Genomic DNA, 16,264 nt, shown 5'->3' on the forward strand with positions numbered 1-16,264 from the left:
AGCTTCCTGTTTCAGGAAGCTCTTCGTATTTTTTGAGACCGTTTCTGGGGCCTGCGTCTGTACTTTGAATTAAGATCCTTTGCAAAGATCAAGCGAAGCGCCATCAGGATCATTATCAGTGTTAGAGGGGCATATAAAAGCTTTTCAATGGGATTGTCAGACATGAAGTTGCCGACGATATTCAGCAGATAATAGAGACTCATGATCCAAAGAATGCTGTCAGCGCTTTTCCGTAAGCCTTTTATGGGAAGATAATTTAGCTTAAGCAGTATGCCAAAGACAAAAAGTAGAATGAAGAAAATAGCAATCCATTCGGAAATAACGACGGACGCTTTATCAGTGATGGTGGTGTCCCAGATAATATCAGGTGATACCATTCCAAATAATACCAAAATATGAATAATCAGCAAAACCAAAAGGGCAATCAGCAAAACATTTCCAATTCCCCGTGAGTTAATCTTAAGTTTCATCAGATACCCCTTTATTATTTGAGAATTTGTGGTTACTCTCTAGTTTAATATAAATAGAGACGAAAAGCAAAAGCTTTTTTCAATTTGTGCAAAAGTCTTTCACTTGATATTATTCCCAATAGAAGATATAATACGCTAAGGAAAGTGAGGAATTAATGAAAAAGAAAAAATATCTGGCACTTTTTTTGGCCGCCATATCGGTTGCGCTCCTGTTTACCGGTTGCAACAAGGGAAAATATGGTGAGGACACTAAGGTGAAATCAGAAGAAATTACCCATTCATTGGTACAGGCGCTGGCTGAGGGAGCATACGAGAAGGCAGCTGATGATTTTTTGTATACGACCAAAGCAAAGGAAGAAATGGACGCTCAGGCACTCGAAAGGCTCTGGGAAAAATTGTCTGATGGAAAAGGTGATTTCAGAGAGATAGCTGGTCTTGAGGACGATAACTGGGATAAGGACTTGAAAATTACAGTGACGTGTTCCTTTGAAAAGGGAACGGCAGAGCTTGTGGTGGCGTTTGACCGTACGGTAAAAATAAAATCAATCTATCCCGGCTGAGAGTGAAAAAAACGGATATATTAGTCTGAGATATGAATAATTTTTAAGCACAGGGGTATACCTTTTACTAAGATATTCGATGATTTATGAACCGTTAAGGAGAACAATGATGAGAAAGAATGAAAATAATAAAAATATTGCTGTTATTTATTGGAGCAATAGTGAAAATACAGAGATTATGGCCGAAAAAATATCCAATGGAATCGACGAGACTGGGCAGAAAGCAGATCTTTACAATGTAAGCCAGTTCCCGATTGAACGGATTGAGGATTATGATAAAGTAGCCCTCGGGTGCCCGTCAATGGATGGTGAAGCCCTTGAAAAGAATACCTTCGAACCATTTTTTGAGGAAATTGAGTCCAGGCTCAAAGGAAAAAAGGTAGCGCTTTTTGGCTCCTATGGATGGGGAAACGGCGAATGGATGCGCGACTGGGAAGACCGGATTGGGCATACTGGAGCACGCCTGTTTGATGAAGGACTGATGATCAAAGAGTTCCCGGACGATGCCGGCCGCCATGCCTGCGTTGAGTTTGGAAAGGCTTTTGCAAGCTTTTAATAAAAAAGACAGGAAAATCAATTCCTGTCTTTTTTAAGTTCGGTTTTTTGAGCCGGATGGCATTGGCTGGCATGAGCGCATCCGCTGCAGCCACAGCCACATCCTGTCTGCCCGCTTCGGGCTTTTTTTATCTGGTTATAGATAATCAGCGCCATTGGAATAAAGACAATGGCAGCAATAATAAAGGTTGATAAATTCATATCGTCACTTCCTTATCGATTGGATTAAAAAAGTAAGTTTCATTTAACTTATGATTATAGTTTAAACGCTCCAACATATTTTGTCAAGGGGCAGGAAGGGATTTAAGCTAAGATTGATTTTGACAAGCAGTGAACAGTAGGCTATAATAAAGTGCAGAAGCAGCAAATTATTTGCGGACGCATGAAATTAAAGAGGTTGTTATGGATAAATTTGAGTCTTCAAGAAGTCTGATGAAGTGGATATCGGTGACAAACCATTTTACAGGAATGGCTTTGGACAGAGAATTGACCAGGATGGGGCTTAGCTCAAGCCAGCATTTTTTTGTGATAAAAATCTGCGAGGGGCCCGGGGGTCACTCAGGATAAGCTGCAGTCCCTGATTTATTTAAACCCCAGTAATATTACCAGGGGCATCGCGCAGCTGACCCAAAAAGGCTTTATAACCAAGGAGACAAACAGCCGCGACAAACGGACCAGCTGTCTGTACCCTACAGAAAAGGCAGAAGCCTGTTATCAGAAAATAAAAGCGATACAGGAAAACTGGATGAAGGTTCTGACCAGGGATTTTACAGATGAGGAGCGTGCGTTCCTATGTGCACTGACGGAAAGAACAGCGAAAAACGCTTTGGATTTTTTTAACGATGCGCAAGCATAGACGAAAGGCAATAGGATGGAAGAAATAAAACGTATTACAATCTATTTAGGACTGGAGGAGTATCCTCTGGAGTTTATAACACTGGCGTCCATGTCGCCGGATGAAGCAGATCTTATCACAGAAATGGGCGAAGGGTTTTTTAAAGATATTAACCCCGAAATGATAGATGAATATGTGATGGAGGACAAGTTGAACCGTTTCTATGATGAGGTGAGGTTGAGGACAGAGGTAGAGCTTTTCTGTCCCTTGTTTGAGAAAGAAACCATCGCGAATATTGAGCGATTGATCGAGACATATGAGGGTTAAAAAAAGACGGATATTTCCGTCTTTTTTATTGTGGACTATTGTAGTTGCCCTTGCCAGAGTGCTTAGCACAATAAAGAGCTTTATCGGCATGTTGCATGATCTCTGCGTAAGAGGTGCCATCGCCGGGATACTAGGCGATGCTAATGCTCAGTGAAATGGGTATGTTAGGACCGGCAACGGTAATATTGCAGCGCATCTCAGCCTTTTGCCTTATGACCTCCAGAGTTGGCAGATCCTTGATCCAAACGAAAAATTCGTCGCCGCCAAAGCGGGCAATAATATCGGTTTCCCGGAAGCAATGAAGAAGTATCTGAGCCAAAGAAAAGAGGACGTCATCACCGGTCTGATGTTCATAAGTGTTATTGATACCTGTGTTAACGCCGCAGAAAATAGCGATGGTGTCAAGCTTGCTGAAATAATTGTCGATGAGGCTGTTAGTCAGAATAATACCCTGGTCAGTGGATTTTTCATGTCAGCTTTTTAAGATATTTCGGATGTTGTTTTGATACAGGATGAAGCTGGCAACAGATAGTAAAATGAGTACGACCACGATAGCAATCAGTATTATATTGAAAGACGTCCTTTTCTTATTCATAATCCTTATCATCCCTTAATCGCAAAGGTTATCGACAAAAGCTGAAATGGTAAACAATAGCATACCATCTGGTCAGACCGCTTTTTTAGTGTTATTATTATGTATTATAAGATAAAAAACAAAAAAGAAATACTGAATTTGAAAGGTTTGCTAAAAATGGTTAAATTGATTTCGGCAGATATGGACGGTACGCTTTTAGACAGCAATAAAGAGCTTTCGCCAGAGCTTTTCCCACTGATCGAGTCGCTCGCAGAACAGGGCGTCCGCTTTGTGGCAGCCAGCGGCAGACAGTATTATAATCTGGAGCATATTTTTGAGCCGGTAAAAGACAAGATGATCTTTATCGCTGAGAATGGCTCGGTGGTTTTTGAGAATGATATGAATATCTTTGCCAGTGTCATTGCTAAAGAAAGGGTTCGGGAAATCGTTAAAGCGATACGTCAGATACCGGGCACCAGCCCTGTAATCTGTGGGTTGAAGAGTGCTTACGCTGAAAGTGATGAGCCGGAGCTCCTGAAAAATGCAGAGATGTACTACCACCATTATGACATAATGGAGGATATTCTGACAGCGGAGGATGACATCTGTAAAATTGCTGTTTATGACTATGTGAATGCAGAAACAAATAGTCATGCTCCTCTTTTGGAGGCATTTGGCGGACAGATGGAGATCGCTGTTTCGGGCGAGCACTGGGTGGATCTTTCTAACCCTGGCTGTAATAAAGGAACAGCCATCAACAAGATTCAGGAAAAATATGGGATTAGCTATGAGGAAACCATGCTCTTTGGAGATTACCTTAATGATTATGAGATGATGAAAACCGGAAGATACAGCTATGCCATGGAAAATGCCCACCCTCAGCTTAAGGAAATCTGCAGCTATACGGCAAAATCCAACGATGAAAACGGCGTAGTGGAAGCAATAAGAGCATATTTTAAGTAAAAAAGCCTGTGGCAGACGTTTTGAAAAGAGACGTACTGCCCTTTTTTATTGCAGCAAACCGTAGAAATTGGAAGAAAAATAATATAAAATGATTGCTTAAAAAGGAATAAAGACGTATAATAATGCATAAGGAAAACTAAATAAACAAATGCGGCATCCGGAAAGTGTTGGGAGCACTGTCCGGCTTGCGCAGGGTGACACTACCACCATACACAACGTCCCGTGGGGGCCGTACCGCATACTGATTATTATAGGCTATTTTTCTTCCAAAAACAAGAGAAGACCTATATTTTTTGGTAGGCTTATTTGTGTAAGCATTTTTTCGCTTTGATGACTTTTGGCTGTGTATGGGTGTCGTGCCCCTGCACGGCTTTTTTTATGATGTTTCCTGAGTTTTCGCCACCTGGTCAGCTACTGATTCGGCCGGGTGGTATTTTTTAGAAAGGCTCTCCGGGGTGGAGAGCAGGTAAGGGGGTGGACAGTATGCGTCGGAGTATATTAATTGTTGATGATATAAAACAAAACAGGGAAATTTTGGGAATGATGTTTCAGGACACCTTCGAGATTTTGGAAGCTGAAAATGGATATGAGGCCATGTGCTGTATGCGTGAAAACCGGGATGTGCTGGCAGCAGTGTTGCTGGATGTGATGATGCCGGTGATGGATGGCTTTGAGGTTCTTAAGCATATGCAGGACGAAGCCCTGACAGAGGCGCTACCCGTGGTGCTCATAACCGCAGAGGAGCCTGGAACAGCAGCGCGCAGGGGCTATGCGCTCGGCGCGCTGGACATTTTGACAAAACCCTTTGATCCTGTTGTAATAAAAAGACGGGTAAAGAACATTATTGAGCTGGGAAGCCGTAAGGAGGAATATATAAAGCTGAAAAACGAGGCGGAAAATGATGCTCTGACAGGGATTTTTAACCGAAAGGCCATGGAGGACAGGGTTGGGGAGCTGTTAAACAATCCAGAAACCCGGTGCGGGGCCCTCTGCTTTATCGATGTCGACAATTTTAAGACCATCAATGACAGCTTCGGACACCTGTACGGCGATGAAGTACTGAAGCAGATGGCTGAAAATTTAAAAAGCTGCGCTCTGCCAGGGGATGTGGTAGGTCGGATTGGCGGGGATGAGTTCATGATATTTTTTAGAAATTATCCTTCCGAGGAGCGTCTGGAACAGAAAATCACTGGTATCTGTGAGAATTTCAGGCGTTATACAGCCGAGCGACCGATTACCGGAAGTATCGGAGTGGCGCGGTATCCGGAGGACGGAGACTGCTATGGCGTCCTTTTCTGCAAAGCAGACCAAGCCCTCTATCACCTGAAACGTTCAGGAAAGGATGGGTACCAATTTTATAATGAAGACTGTACCAGCCTGCCCTTTCAGTCGATGCTGACCCGGGTCAAAGGCGAATAGAAATAAAAGAATCGGATAAAAAGCACAAAGCATTATATGTACAAAGCTTTGTGTTTTTTTGTTGGAGAAACAAAAAAATTTTGATTTAGTAGTATTTCGGCCATGAGAGAATGGCTATTTTGGTTTAGATTTGTTATAATTGGTGATATCTGTAAAATAATAATGAGCAAAGGGGATTTTCGATTGCCTTTAGGCAGCGAAGAGGCACCTGATAGATTCAAGGAGGAAATATGTTAGATATTAAATTACTGCGTACCGATCCAGAGCTTGTGAAGGAAAACATCCGAAAAAAGTTTCAGGATGAAAAACTGGTTTTGGTGGATGAAGTTGTCGAAATGGACAGAAAGTACCGTGACTCCAAAACTGAGGGAGATACCTTGAGAGCACAACGTAACACCATCAGCAAGCAAATCGGCGGCTTTATGTCCAAAGGACAGAAGGATGAAGCTGAAAAGGCAAAGGCACAGGTTGTAGAAATCAATAAGCAGCTGGAGGATCTGGAAGCTTTGGAGGCAAAGCTTGAAGGAGAAATCCGGGAAAGAATGCTGGTGATCCCAAATATCATTGATCCCTCTGTGCCAATTGGACGTGATGACAGCGAAAATGTAGAGGTCGAGCGTTTTGGGGAACCTGTGGTACCGGAATACGAAGTGCCCTACCATATTGACATTATGGAAAAATTCAACGGTGTAGATCTTGACAGCGCCCGCAAGACCAGCGGCAATGGCTTTTATTATCTGAGCGGCGACATTGCAAGACTGCACTCGGGTATTTTATCCTATGCCCGTGACTTTATGATCGACCGTGGATTTACCTACTACATCCCGCCGTTCATGATCCGCAGCGATGTGGTCACTGGAGTTATGAGCTTCTCTGAAATGGAGAATATGATGTATAAAATCGAGGGTGAGGATCTCTATTTGATCGGCACCAGCGAGCACTCCATGATCGGTAAATTCATCGATACCATTTTAGATGAAAACCAGCTGCCGCAGACCCTTACGAGCTATTCACCATGCTTTAGAAAGGAAGTTGGCTCACATGGGATTGAAGAGCGCGGCGTTTACCGTATCCACCAGTTTGAAAAACAGGAAATGATCGTGGTGTGCGAGCCTGAAGACAGCATGATGTGGTTTGAGAGACTGTATACCAATACAGTTGATTTCTTCCGTTCGCTGGACATTCCTGTACGTACGCTGGAATGCTGTTCGGGAGATCTGGCAGACCTGAAGGTTAAGAGCATTGACGTTGAGGCGTGGTCGCCGCGACAGCAGAAATACTTTGAAGTGGGCAGTTGCTCTAATCTTGGTGACGCGCAGGCACGGCGCTTGGGTATCCGTGTCCGCAGCAAGGAAAAGGGAAAATACTTTGCCCATACGCTGAACAATACGGTGGTTGCGCCGCCGCGTATGCTCATCGCATTCCTTGAAAATAATATTAACGAGGACGGCACCATTAATATTCCAGAACCGCTGCGGATGTATATGGGCGGTAAGGAAAAAATCCAATAGAATTAGATGGGAGGTGTGTTGCAAAAATACATCTCCTTTTATGATTTTTTTATAAGCCGATTGGGTAGATACAATGGTATCAATCTACGAAAGAGGAACCCGAAATGAAGCTAGCAAAAGAATACCAGGGCCACTATATGGATGTAATCTACAGTGACGAACGGATACAGGGCATTATCAACGAGACCGGCGAGGTGGTGGATGGCCTGACGGTCGGCGAGGTCATTGAAAAGTTTAAAAGCCAGGTGAAAGCAAAGAATCAGAGCTTTGCAGAATTTTAACAAAATTTTTAGGCTGTCTGGCTTGAATCTTAATGTGGAGGTGGTGTAAAATGTGCTTGTTTCCAAGAACATCGCCTCTTTTTTAGTAAATTAAGAGCGCTTAGCATTTTCCCCAAACGAACATCCCGGCTGCACCCCGGGATGTTTTTTGCATAAAAAAAGTCCGGCTGTGCCGGACTCGGTCAATCATTCGGAAATGGATGAGGCTGTCGCTTCAATAGCTTCTTCTGCTTTATCTCTCAGGCTTTCGCCGTCGGATGCTTTTTCAGCGCCTTTGTTTTTCAGCAGGCTGAAGATGAGAACAGCTGCGCCGATGGCGGCAGCTACGCGTAATATACGTACCATGGTTAATTCCTCCTTTATTTATGCTGTGGTCAGCTTTCTTTTCTTCCTAAACCAAGAATAAGGGATACAATGACAACGAGGATGATCGCTCCGATAATAGACGGGAAAACCGCCATACCGGCAACGTGTGGTCCCCAGTTGCCTAAAAGTAATTCGCCGAGATATGAACCGATGATCCCGGCAACGATATTGCCGACCCAGCCGGCTGGCAGTCTTCTGCTTGTTATAGCTCCGGCGATGGCACCGATGATGCCGCCGATAATTAAAACCCAAATGAGGTGGAACATAATTGTCACTCCTTTATAGTAATTTTATACATATATATACCTCTGCGCAGAATTTCTAAACATTTTATAGTTTTTTTATTTAAGCGCTAAAAAGGAATGGGAAAAATTTAAAATCTGCTTGCAATAATGTATTTTCGTGTTAAAATAGTATGTAACTAATTTGCAGACGATAGTCTTTATATTAAGGACAATCTAAATTGACAAACTTAGGAGAAAATATGAATACCTTTATGAATAGCCTAGCCAGTACGGCTTGGACCATTGTTCCGATCATCTTAATTCTGTTTTTGATGGCCGGAATTATGTTTGTTTTTTACTTTAAAGCGAAGATGGAAGAAATGATGACCTATGTGAAGAGCATCGCCATCTCGTTAGAAAAACTGTCTAACCGGCAAAATGATAACCAATATTTAAAATAAACAGAAAAAGAGCGTATGTGGAGGAGAAAGAATGAATTTTGAACACGTGAAAAGAGAAGACCCGGAGATCTATGAGTTTATGGAAAAAGAGCTCAAAAGGCAGCAAAGCCATATTGAGCTCATTGCTTCCGAAAACTTTGTTTCAGAGGCTGTGATGGAGGCCATGGGCAGCCATCTGACCAATAAATATGCCGAGGGCGTACCTGGCGCCCGCTATTATGGCGGCTGTGTGTATGTGGACGAGGTAGAACGGATCGCGAGAGAGCGGGCGAAAGCGCTGTTTGGCGCAGACCACGCCAATGTCCAGCCCCATTCCGGGGCTCAGGCCAATACGGCTGTGTACTTTGCCGTGCTGGAGCCTGGAGATCTGGTGCTAGGGATGCGTTTGGACCAAGGGGGGCATCTGACCCACGGCAGCAAGGTAAATCTTTCAGGAAAATATTTTAATTTTATATCCTACGGTGTCAGCCCAGATTCGGAAACCATCGACTATGAAGAGCTGGAGCGGCTGATCGTGGAAAAGAAACCAAAGCTGGTGGTAGTAGGAGCCAGCTCTTATCCAAGAGCCATTGACTTTGAACGTATTTCAAAGGTCTGTAAGGCCAATGATGCGCTGATGATGGTGGATATGGCGCACATCGCAGGGCTGGTGGCAGCGGGACTGCACCAGAACCCGGTACCCTACGCGGACTTTGTCACCACCACAACCCATAAAACACTGCGCGGCCCAAGGGGCGGCCTCATTTTGTGCAAGGCGGCCTTTGCGGAAAAAATTGACAAGGCTGTTTTCCCCGGTATACAGGGAGGGCCGTTGATGCACATTATTGCAGGAAAAGCAGTGGCCTTCAAAGAAGCCGCCAGTCCGGAATTCACAGAATACCAGAAGCAGATCATAAAGAATGCCAAGGCACTGTGCGATGCGCTCACCGAAAAAGGCTTCCGGATCGTGTCTGGCGGGACCGATAACCATTTGCTGTTAGTAGACGTCAGCGCTGTCGGCCTGACGGGCAAGGAGGCTGATGATATTCTGGGCAGTGTCAACATTACCGCCAATAAAAACGCTATCCCTTACGATAAGCAGAAACCGACTGTGACAAGCGGCGTGCGTGTGGGGACCCCGGCTGTCACTACCCGCGGCATGAAGGAAGAGGATATGTCGGTTATCGCAGACGCCTTCGAGGCAGCGCTGATCAAAAAAGACCTGGAGCTGGCAAAAGAAAAGGTAGCTTATCTGACCAGTAAATATCCTTTGTACGAATAAAAGAGAATTTATCAAGATGCTGTCCAACAGCATCTTTTTTTGTTATAATGGTCTGAGTATGACTAAGGAGTGATTCCCGGGATGAAGGAAATAATACAGAAGATCGATGAAGTCTATAAACGGTACGATTATGTTGAGAACAAGGGTGAGTTGCTACTTTTTCTCATTAAAATATTGACCCTGAAATTTTTGGTGGATAACGGTCGTGTGGTCCTAGACCGAAAAAACGCTCAAAAGCTGCGAACAGACTTTACCGTTGGCGGCATCATGCGGGTGTGGAGCCGCGGCGTCTCAAACTCCCATCACTGGACCGATGAGGGAAAACTGACACTCAGCGGGTTGATCTGGGAGGATGTGAAGCGTTTTATCGAGGATACCGACAGTTTTGAAAATAAGAACGCCAGCGTCATCGGGGAGCTGTACGAGGAGTGCCTGCACCGCAGCCATAAAAAGAGCCAGGGAATTTTTTACACGCCGGATGTTCTGGCAGAGTATATGGTTTCGCTTTGTGTGAGCGTTGTGAAGAAAGAAAAGATTCTAGACCCGGCCTGCGGCAGCGGATCGCTCCTCAGCGCTGCCTATGACTATATCCTGAAGAACACCAAGGATCTTGAAAAGGAGGCTGTGCACAAGCGGCTGCTCCAGAAATCATTATGTGGTGTGGATAAGGATCCTCTGGCTGTACTGGTAACCCGGATCACATTGGCGTTAAAGGGACCGAAATACTGCTATCCGGCAGGTATCATGGTGGGAGACTGTCTGGATAAGTCCACGGCTGACTTTAAGGACAGCTCCTTTGATGTGGTGATCGGCAACCCGCCCTACGTCGGGCACAAGGAAATTGACTCGGATTATATGAAGCGCTTAAAAGCCCTGTACAGCGATGTTTATCAGAACAAGGGGGATTTATCCTATTGCTTTTTTAAACGTGGATATGAGCTTCTGAAAGATAAAGGAAGGCTTCTATTCCTGACTTCCAGGTATTTTATGGAAGCCTACAATGCGCGGGCTCTCCGGCAGTTTATCCGCGAGCATTTTATGATCAGGCGGCTCATTGATTTTAATGGCCTGCGTGTTATAAGCGGCATTGGCATCGATCCGGCGCTGAGCCTTCTGATAAAGGGCAGGGCCCCTGCGCGGCATGCGGCACGGGTTTCCCGGTTTTTTGTACAGAAGGGTAAGCTGCGGGAAACGCCAGTTTACATTGAAGATCTGGAAAGCGGCCAGCCAAAGCTTCATGAGGACTTTGAGACGCGCCAGAGCCAGATGGATGACGCTTTGTGGCGGCTTTACGGCCCCATGACAAAAACGATCGTGGAAAAAATTGAGAAGCGCGCGCCCTTTACCTTGGAAAACCTGGTGGACAGCTTCCAGGGGATCATCACCGGCAATGATAAAGCCTTTATCTTTGACGACAATGAGCTGGATGCGTATAATTTCAATCTACAGTTTCTGCATCCCTGGATAAAAAACCGGAACGTGCACGCCTTTGAGATTACTCCGCCGGGAAAACAGATATTGTATACCAATGAGATTGACGCCATCGAGCGACATCCTTATGAGGAGGTCTACCTGAAGCAGTTCAGAGAAAAGCTAAGCGGCCGGCGGGAGTGCATGAGCGGGCGTCTGCCCTGGTATGCTATCCAGTGGGGCAGGAACCCCGAATGCTTTATGAAAAAAAAGATCGTTTTTCCATATAAGGCAAAGGACAACCGCTTTGCCATTGATGAGAACCGCTATTTCTTCAGCGCGGACATCTATGGTCTTACACTGAAGAACCGACTGTACAGTCAGGTGAACGAGGAATTTTTGGTGATGCTGCTTAACAGCCGCCTTTATAATTTTTATTTTAAGTCCTTTGCGAAAAAGCTTGGTGTTGATCTGTACGAGTATTATCCTAATACTGTGCTAAAGTTGAAAATTCCTGACGTAAGCATGGAAATTTCGGACAAATTTAAGGATTTTTATGATAAAATTATAAACTTGACTGAGACTACCCACAAAAAAGATCGGGAGGCCTTACTTTTGAAGGCGGACCGTTGGATTTATGGGTATTTTGACATAAATGAAGAAGAAATCAGCTGGATTGAAAACAATAAAAACGAATAATAGAAACGAGGTGAGGCATCGTGCAGGCATCTTTTTTTGACATGAACTATGAGAACCAGATTGAGGATAACGCGCCGCTGTCGGTGCGGATGCGTCCGACCACACTGGATGAGTTTGTCGGACAGTCCCATATTATCGGAAAGGGTAAGCTGCTTTACCGTCTTATCGAGGCGGACAAGCTTTCGTCAGTGGTTTTTTACGGTCCTCCGGGAACCGGTAAGACCACACTGGCCAAGATTATAGCTCACCGGACACAGGCTGCTTTTTACGAATTGAACGCCGTAACCTCCGGTAAAAAAGAAATTACAGAAATTTTAGACAAGGCGAAGGATAATTTGGGTATCTATAATCGTAAGTCGATTCTTTTCATCGATGAAATCCACCGATTTAACAAGGCACAGCAAGATGCGCTGCTGCCAAGCGTGGAAGGTGGACTGGTGGTGCTGATCGGCGCGACAACGGAGAACCCTTATTTTGAGATCAACTCGCCGCTTTTGTCACGGTCGACGATCTTTGAGTTTAAAACTTTAACAGACGATGAGATTAAGGGCCTGCTGCGACGAGCCGTTACCGATAAAAAGAAGGGCTATGGCAGTATGAAGCTCAAGGTGGACGAGGAAGCCCTGGATCACCTGACAGCCGTCTCGAACGGCGACGTACGGCGCGCGCTCAATGCGCTGGAGCTTGGGATACTGACCAAGGAGAAGGACGATCAGGGCTATATCCATATCGACCTTGAAACAGCTCAGGAGTGTATTCAGAAAAAGGCTGTACAGTATGATAAAAAGGGCGATAACCATTATGACACCATTTCGGCCTTTATCAAAAGTATACGAGGCTCAGATCCTGACGCGGCTCTTTACTGGCTGGCCAAGATGCTGGAAGCCGGGGAAGATCCTAAATTCATCGCAAGGCGGATTGTGATTTCCGCTTCCGAGGATATCGGAAACGCAGAGCCCATGGCGTTGCTGGTGGCTACAGCCGCAGCCCGGGCTGTTGAGATGATCGGACTGCCCGAGGCGCGCATCAACCTGGCTCAGGCGGTAACCTTTCTGGCCTCTGCGCCAAAAAGTAACGCCTCCTACGCTGGTTTGGACGCCGCAACATCCGCGGTGAGGCATCAGTCCAATTCTGAGGTGCCGGGGCATCTGAGAGACGCTCACTACCCAGGCAGTGAGAAGCTGGGCAGAGGGCTGAACTATGTTTACCCCCACAGCCATCCAGGCAACTATTATCCCCAGCAGTACCTGCCGGACGATCTTGCTGGAACACGGTTTTATAAGCCGACAGAAAACGGCTATGAGCAAAAGGTTAAAGAGCATCTGGAGCATCTGAAGAACTGGGAAGTAGAGACAAAATAAAAATAATATAGATAATGAATATGTGATGAACCGCATCAAAATACGAAAAATAAGGAGAAACAGATTGAAAGTACACGACAAACTACATGGATTCACCCTTTTGAGGGAAGAAAATATTGAAGAAGTAAACGGCGTCGCCCGGGTTTTTGAGCATGACAAAACCGGTGCCCGCCTTATCTATATATCTAACGATGACGATAACAAGGTGTTCCATATCGGGTTCAGAACACCCTCGGACAACAGTACAGGCGTGGCCCACATTATGGAGCATTCCGTTTTATGCGGCTCCAGAAAATACCCGGTTAAGGAGCCCTTTGTAGAGCTGGCCAAGGGGTCTATGAATACCTTCCTGAACGCAATGACCTACCCGGACAAAACCGTCTACCCCATAGCCAGCACCAATGACAAGGATTTTATGAACCTGATGGACGTTTATCTGGATGCAGTGTTTTATCCAGACATTTACAATACGCCGCATATCTTCCATCAGGAGGGATGGCACTACCATCTTGAAAACAAGGAAGACCCCATTACCTATAACGGCGTGGTCTATAATGAGATGAAGGGCGTTTATTCAAGCCCCGAGGAAGTGCTGCAGCGTAAAATTTTTCAGACTCTTTACCCAGATTCAATTTATGGCGAGGAGTCTGGCGGCTATCCGGAAAATATACCAGACCTTACCTTTGAGGACTTTGCAGCGTTCCACAAAAAGCTGTATCATCCTTCCAATTCTTATATTTATCTTTACGGCGACGGCGATATGGATGCCCATTTGAAATATCTGGATGAGGCCTATCTGAGCCAGTTTGACCGCGCAGCTATTGACAGTGAAATTCCGACCCAGTTACCCTTTGAGGAAATGGCGGTCGCCTCAGACAGTTACCCGATTCCGTCGGATGAGGACCAGAAGAACAAGGATTATCTTTCGCTGAGCTATGTGCTGGAGAACGAGCCGACCTTTGAGGATATACTGGCCTTTGACGTGCTGGGACACATCCTGCTTGGGGCAAACTCCGCACCGCTCAAAAAGGCGCTTTTAGATCTTAACATCTGTAAAGAGGTAGACTACGCTTATTCCAGCTCCATGAAGCAGCCCTACTTTTCTATTGTGCTCAAGCATACGGACGAAAAATATAAAGACCTTTTTATCGAGACCGTGGAAAAAACCCTGGAAGAGCTGGTGACAAGCGGGCTTGACAAGCGCAGCGTGGAAGCAGGTATTAACATCAATGAATTTATGCTCATCGAGGGTGAGTACGGCTCCTACCCCAAGGGCCTGATGTACGGCTTGGAAATGTTTGATACCTGGCTCTACGGCGGTGATCCGCTGTCACACCTGAAATATCGCGATGCGATTTCCAAGCTGCGTATGAGCAGTGAGAACCGCGGCTTCGAGGCTCTGATCGCGCGTTATCTCCTCGGCAACCCCCACCAGGCGTTTGTGAGCATTCATCCAGACAGCAGTCTGGCCGAAAAAAAAGAAAAAGCGCTCAGCGATAAGCTGGAAGCCTATAAAAAATCGTTGTCGCCAGAAGAACTGGATGCCTTGGTGGCTGATACTCAGGCCCTTTTGGAACGCCAGAACACCGAGGACAGCCCTGAGGCTCTCGAGAGCATTCCGAAGCTGAGCCTTGACGAAATTAATAAAAAGGCCCGTGAGGTGGTTCTCTATGAAGAAGAATTTAAAGGGCATAAGCTGCTTTATCATCCTGGCTATACCGGAGGCATCGCCTATGTCAAGTTCTATTTTGACACACACACAGTCCCTCAGGAGGATCTGAAATATCTGTCTCTGGTCAATAAGATCATTGGCCGGGTCAGCACAGAGGATTATGATTATGAGAGACTGAACCAGGAAATTGAGATCAGCACTGGCGGTATCTCCTCCAGTGTTGAAACCTATGATAACATCAAGGAGAGCGGACGCTACGAGAGCAAATTTGCCATCAAGGGCAAGGCTGTTGGCGCCAATGTCAAGCGCCTGCTGGAGCTTATCGAATCCACAATTTTAAGAAGCCGTTTTGACGAACGCCATCTGATCGAGGATATCGTTGGTGAAATCCGTATGAACAAGGAGAACCAGTTCCTGATGGGCGGTCACACGGTGAGTGTACAGCGTCTCCAGTCCTATTATTCCCAGTCTGCCAGAATGTTTGAGGAGCTCGGCGGTATTGAGTTTTACCAGTTCCTTTCAGATCTCGACGATCATTTTGACGAGCGCTGGGAAGAGTTGTCCGCTAAGCTTAAGGAAATTGCAAATAGGGTCTTTAATAAAAAAGGTCTGATCATCAGCGTCACTGGAGACAAGGATTTGAAGGAGCCAGTGCTCGAAGCTGTGGGCGGATTTTTAGAAAACCTGCCAGACAGAGATATGGAAACCTATCGCTATCATTTTGACCTGGAGGTCAAGGATGAGGGCTTTATGACAGCCGCTAAGATTCAGTACGTTTCCAAGGGCTTTAATATCCGTGAGCTGGGTTACAGCTACAACGGGAGTATGCTGGTACTCAAATCCATTTTGGCCATGGACTACCTCTGGAACCGGATCCGTGTTCAGGGAGGAGCCTACGGTGCGCATTTCGGCATCAACCGGGCTGGAGAGCTTTCCTTTGCCTCCTTCCGTGACCCCAATCTGTCCAAAACTCTAGACGCCTACAACGAGGCCTTTGAGTACGTCGAAAATCTGGATATTTCCAGACGTGAAATGGAAAAATATATTATCGGGACCATCAGCAGTAAAGATGTGCCTTTGTCAACAGCCCTGAAAGCAGACGCGGCGGATACCATGTATTTTAACAGGACTACTCAGGAGGACCTTCAGAAAGAACGTGATGAAATTCTGGGTACGACGAATGACAGCCTGCGCAAAACAGCGGACATGATTCGTGAGGCCATGGATAAAAACGTGCTCTGTGTCATCGGGAGCGAGGAAGCAGTGAAGGCAGCCGAGGACGAATTTAAAGAAATAAAATACATTAAATAATGTG

17 protein-coding genes are annotated in these 16,264 nt (G+C 45.6%); 13 read left to right on the forward strand and 4 right to left on the reverse strand.

Translation table 11 applies throughout. The annotated features are described in order from the left end of the window. Positions 1-11: 11 nt before the first annotated feature. Positions 12-470, reverse strand: a complete 459-nt coding sequence (locus DW091_RS05515; protein WP_118517586.1) for a hypothetical protein — start codon at positions 468-470, stop codon at positions 12-14. Between the two features lie 155 nt (positions 471-625). Here DW091_RS05515 and DW091_RS05520 point away from each other — a divergent pair, with 155 nt between their 5' ends. Together DW091_RS05520 and DW091_RS05525 are read left to right on the forward strand one after the other, a co-directional pair. After that, complete coding sequence (locus DW091_RS05520; RefSeq protein WP_118517587.1) at positions 626-1,030, forward strand: DUF3887 domain-containing protein; 405 nt, start codon at positions 626-628, stop codon at positions 1,028-1,030. Positions 1,031-1,139: 109 nt separating this feature from the next. Further along, a complete protein-coding gene (locus tag DW091_RS05525; protein WP_058693968.1) occupies positions 1,140-1,586 on the forward strand; it encodes a flavodoxin in 447 nt (148 codons plus the stop codon). 17 nt (positions 1,587-1,603) lie between these two features. Here DW091_RS05525 and DW091_RS05530 read toward each other — a convergent pair whose 3' ends face one another. Next, entirely contained in the window at positions 1,604-1,786 is a 183-nt protein-coding gene (locus tag DW091_RS05530; RefSeq protein WP_074617261.1) for a FeoB-associated Cys-rich membrane protein, read from the reverse strand. A gap of 670 nt (positions 1,787-2,456) precedes the next feature. On the opposite strand from DW091_RS05530, the gene DW091_RS05540 reads away from it, so the two are divergent. From DW091_RS05540 to DW091_RS20285, 6 genes are all read left to right on the forward strand, one after another. After that, on the forward strand, positions 2,457-2,747 hold the full coding sequence (locus tag DW091_RS05540) for a hypothetical protein (protein ID WP_074617262.1): 291 nt from the start codon (positions 2,457-2,459) through the stop codon (positions 2,745-2,747). Positions 2,748-2,952: 205 nt separating this feature from the next. Further along, complete coding sequence (locus DW091_RS20500; RefSeq protein ID WP_243092194.1) at positions 2,953-3,231, forward strand: hypothetical protein; 279 nt, start codon at positions 2,953-2,955, stop codon at positions 3,229-3,231. A 267-nt stretch (positions 3,232-3,498) separates the two neighbouring features. After that, the gene (locus tag DW091_RS05550; protein WP_224168750.1) at positions 3,499-4,284 is read left to right on the forward strand and encodes an HAD family hydrolase; all 786 of its coding nucleotides are present in this window, start codon (positions 3,499-3,501) and stop codon (positions 4,282-4,284) included. A 483-nt stretch (positions 4,285-4,767) separates the two neighbouring features. Continuing rightward, positions 4,768-5,703 carry a diguanylate cyclase gene (locus tag DW091_RS05555; protein WP_118517590.1) on the forward strand — a complete coding sequence of 312 codons (936 nt, stop codon included), beginning with the start codon at positions 4,768-4,770 and terminating at the stop codon, positions 5,701-5,703. Between the two features lie 230 nt (positions 5,704-5,933). Then, positions 5,934-7,214, forward strand: coding sequence for a serine--tRNA ligase (gene serS, locus DW091_RS05560; protein ID WP_058693973.1), 1,281 nt, complete (start codon positions 5,934-5,936; stop codon positions 7,212-7,214). A gap of 104 nt (positions 7,215-7,318) precedes the next feature. Continuing rightward, entirely contained in the window at positions 7,319-7,495 is a 177-nt protein-coding gene (locus DW091_RS20285) for a hypothetical protein (RefSeq protein ID WP_167495183.1), read from the forward strand. Between the two features lie 186 nt (positions 7,496-7,681). On the opposite strand, the gene DW091_RS20045 is transcribed toward DW091_RS20285, so the two are convergent. Continuing rightward, a complete protein-coding gene (locus DW091_RS20045) occupies positions 7,682-7,840 on the reverse strand; it encodes a hypothetical protein (RefSeq protein ID WP_158577832.1) in 159 nt (52 codons plus the stop codon). A gap of 29 nt (positions 7,841-7,869) precedes the next feature. Beyond that, entirely contained in the window at positions 7,870-8,127 is a 258-nt protein-coding gene (locus tag DW091_RS05565; protein ID WP_058693974.1) for a GlsB/YeaQ/YmgE family stress response membrane protein, read from the reverse strand. A 230-nt stretch (positions 8,128-8,357) separates the two neighbouring features. Between DW091_RS05565 and DW091_RS05570 the strand changes: the two genes are divergently transcribed. From DW091_RS05570 to DW091_RS05590, 5 genes are all read left to right on the forward strand, one after another. Further along, on the forward strand, positions 8,358-8,546 hold the full coding sequence (locus tag DW091_RS05570; protein WP_158577833.1) for a hypothetical protein: 189 nt from the start codon (positions 8,358-8,360) through the stop codon (positions 8,544-8,546). A 31-nt stretch (positions 8,547-8,577) separates the two neighbouring features. Then, positions 8,578-9,807 carry a serine hydroxymethyltransferase gene (gene glyA / locus DW091_RS05575; protein ID WP_058693976.1) on the forward strand — a complete coding sequence of 410 codons (1,230 nt, stop codon included), beginning with the start codon at positions 8,578-8,580 and terminating at the stop codon, positions 9,805-9,807. A gap of 81 nt (positions 9,808-9,888) precedes the next feature. Next, on the forward strand, positions 9,889-11,916 hold the full coding sequence (locus tag DW091_RS05580) for an N-6 DNA methylase (protein WP_118517591.1): 2,028 nt from the start codon (positions 9,889-9,891) through the stop codon (positions 11,914-11,916). Between the two features lie 41 nt (positions 11,917-11,957). Next, complete coding sequence (locus tag DW091_RS05585) at positions 11,958-13,277, forward strand: replication-associated recombination protein A (RefSeq protein ID WP_058696354.1); 1,320 nt, start codon at positions 11,958-11,960, stop codon at positions 13,275-13,277. A gap of 64 nt (positions 13,278-13,341) precedes the next feature. Then, positions 13,342-16,260 carry an insulinase family protein gene (locus DW091_RS05590; protein ID WP_118517592.1) on the forward strand — a complete coding sequence of 973 codons (2,919 nt, stop codon included), beginning with the start codon at positions 13,342-13,344 and terminating at the stop codon, positions 16,258-16,260. Positions 16,261-16,264: the final 4 nt, after the last annotated feature.

Origin of the sequence: Eubacterium sp. AM05-23, assembly GCF_003477535.1 — a bacterium.
Lineage (GTDB): Bacteria > Bacillota > Clostridia > Eubacteriales > Eubacteriaceae > Eubacterium > Eubacterium maltosivorans.

Excerpts from the sequence above, each read along its gene's own strand:
- DW091_RS05515 (WP_118517586.1), bottom strand. The coding sequence starts at position 470 with ATGAAACTTAAGATTAACTCACGGGGAATTGGAAATGTTTTGCTGATT.
- DW091_RS05520 (WP_118517587.1), top strand. The coding sequence starts at position 626 with ATGAAAAAGAAAAAATATCTGGCACTTTTTTTGGCCGCCATATCGGTT.
- DW091_RS05525 (WP_058693968.1), top strand. The coding sequence starts at position 1,140 with ATGAGAAAGAATGAAAATAATAAAAATATTGCTGTTATTTATTGGAGC.
- DW091_RS05530 (WP_074617261.1), bottom strand. The coding sequence starts at position 1,786 with ATGAATTTATCAACCTTTATTATTGCTGCCATTGTCTTTATTCCAATG.
- DW091_RS05540 (WP_074617262.1), top strand. The coding sequence starts at position 2,457 with ATGGAAGAAATAAAACGTATTACAATCTATTTAGGACTGGAGGAGTAT.
- DW091_RS05550 (WP_224168750.1), top strand. The coding sequence starts at position 3,499 with ATGGTTAAATTGATTTCGGCAGATATGGACGGTACGCTTTTAGACAGC.
- DW091_RS05555 (WP_118517590.1), top strand. The coding sequence starts at position 4,768 with ATGCGTCGGAGTATATTAATTGTTGATGATATAAAACAAAACAGGGAA.
- serS (WP_058693973.1), top strand. The coding sequence starts at position 5,934 with ATGTTAGATATTAAATTACTGCGTACCGATCCAGAGCTTGTGAAGGAA.
- DW091_RS20285 (WP_167495183.1), top strand. The coding sequence starts at position 7,319 with ATGAAGCTAGCAAAAGAATACCAGGGCCACTATATGGATGTAATCTAC.
- DW091_RS20045 (WP_158577832.1), bottom strand. The coding sequence starts at position 7,840 with ATGGTACGTATATTACGCGTAGCTGCCGCCATCGGCGCAGCTGTTCTC.
- DW091_RS05565 (WP_058693974.1), bottom strand. The coding sequence starts at position 8,127 with ATGTTCCACCTCATTTGGGTTTTAATTATCGGCGGCATCATCGGTGCC.
- DW091_RS05570 (WP_158577833.1), top strand. The coding sequence starts at position 8,358 with ATGAATAGCCTAGCCAGTACGGCTTGGACCATTGTTCCGATCATCTTA.
- glyA (WP_058693976.1), top strand. The coding sequence starts at position 8,578 with ATGAATTTTGAACACGTGAAAAGAGAAGACCCGGAGATCTATGAGTTT.
- DW091_RS05580 (WP_118517591.1), top strand. The coding sequence starts at position 9,889 with ATGAAGGAAATAATACAGAAGATCGATGAAGTCTATAAACGGTACGAT.
- DW091_RS05585 (WP_058696354.1), top strand. The coding sequence starts at position 11,958 with ATGAACTATGAGAACCAGATTGAGGATAACGCGCCGCTGTCGGTGCGG.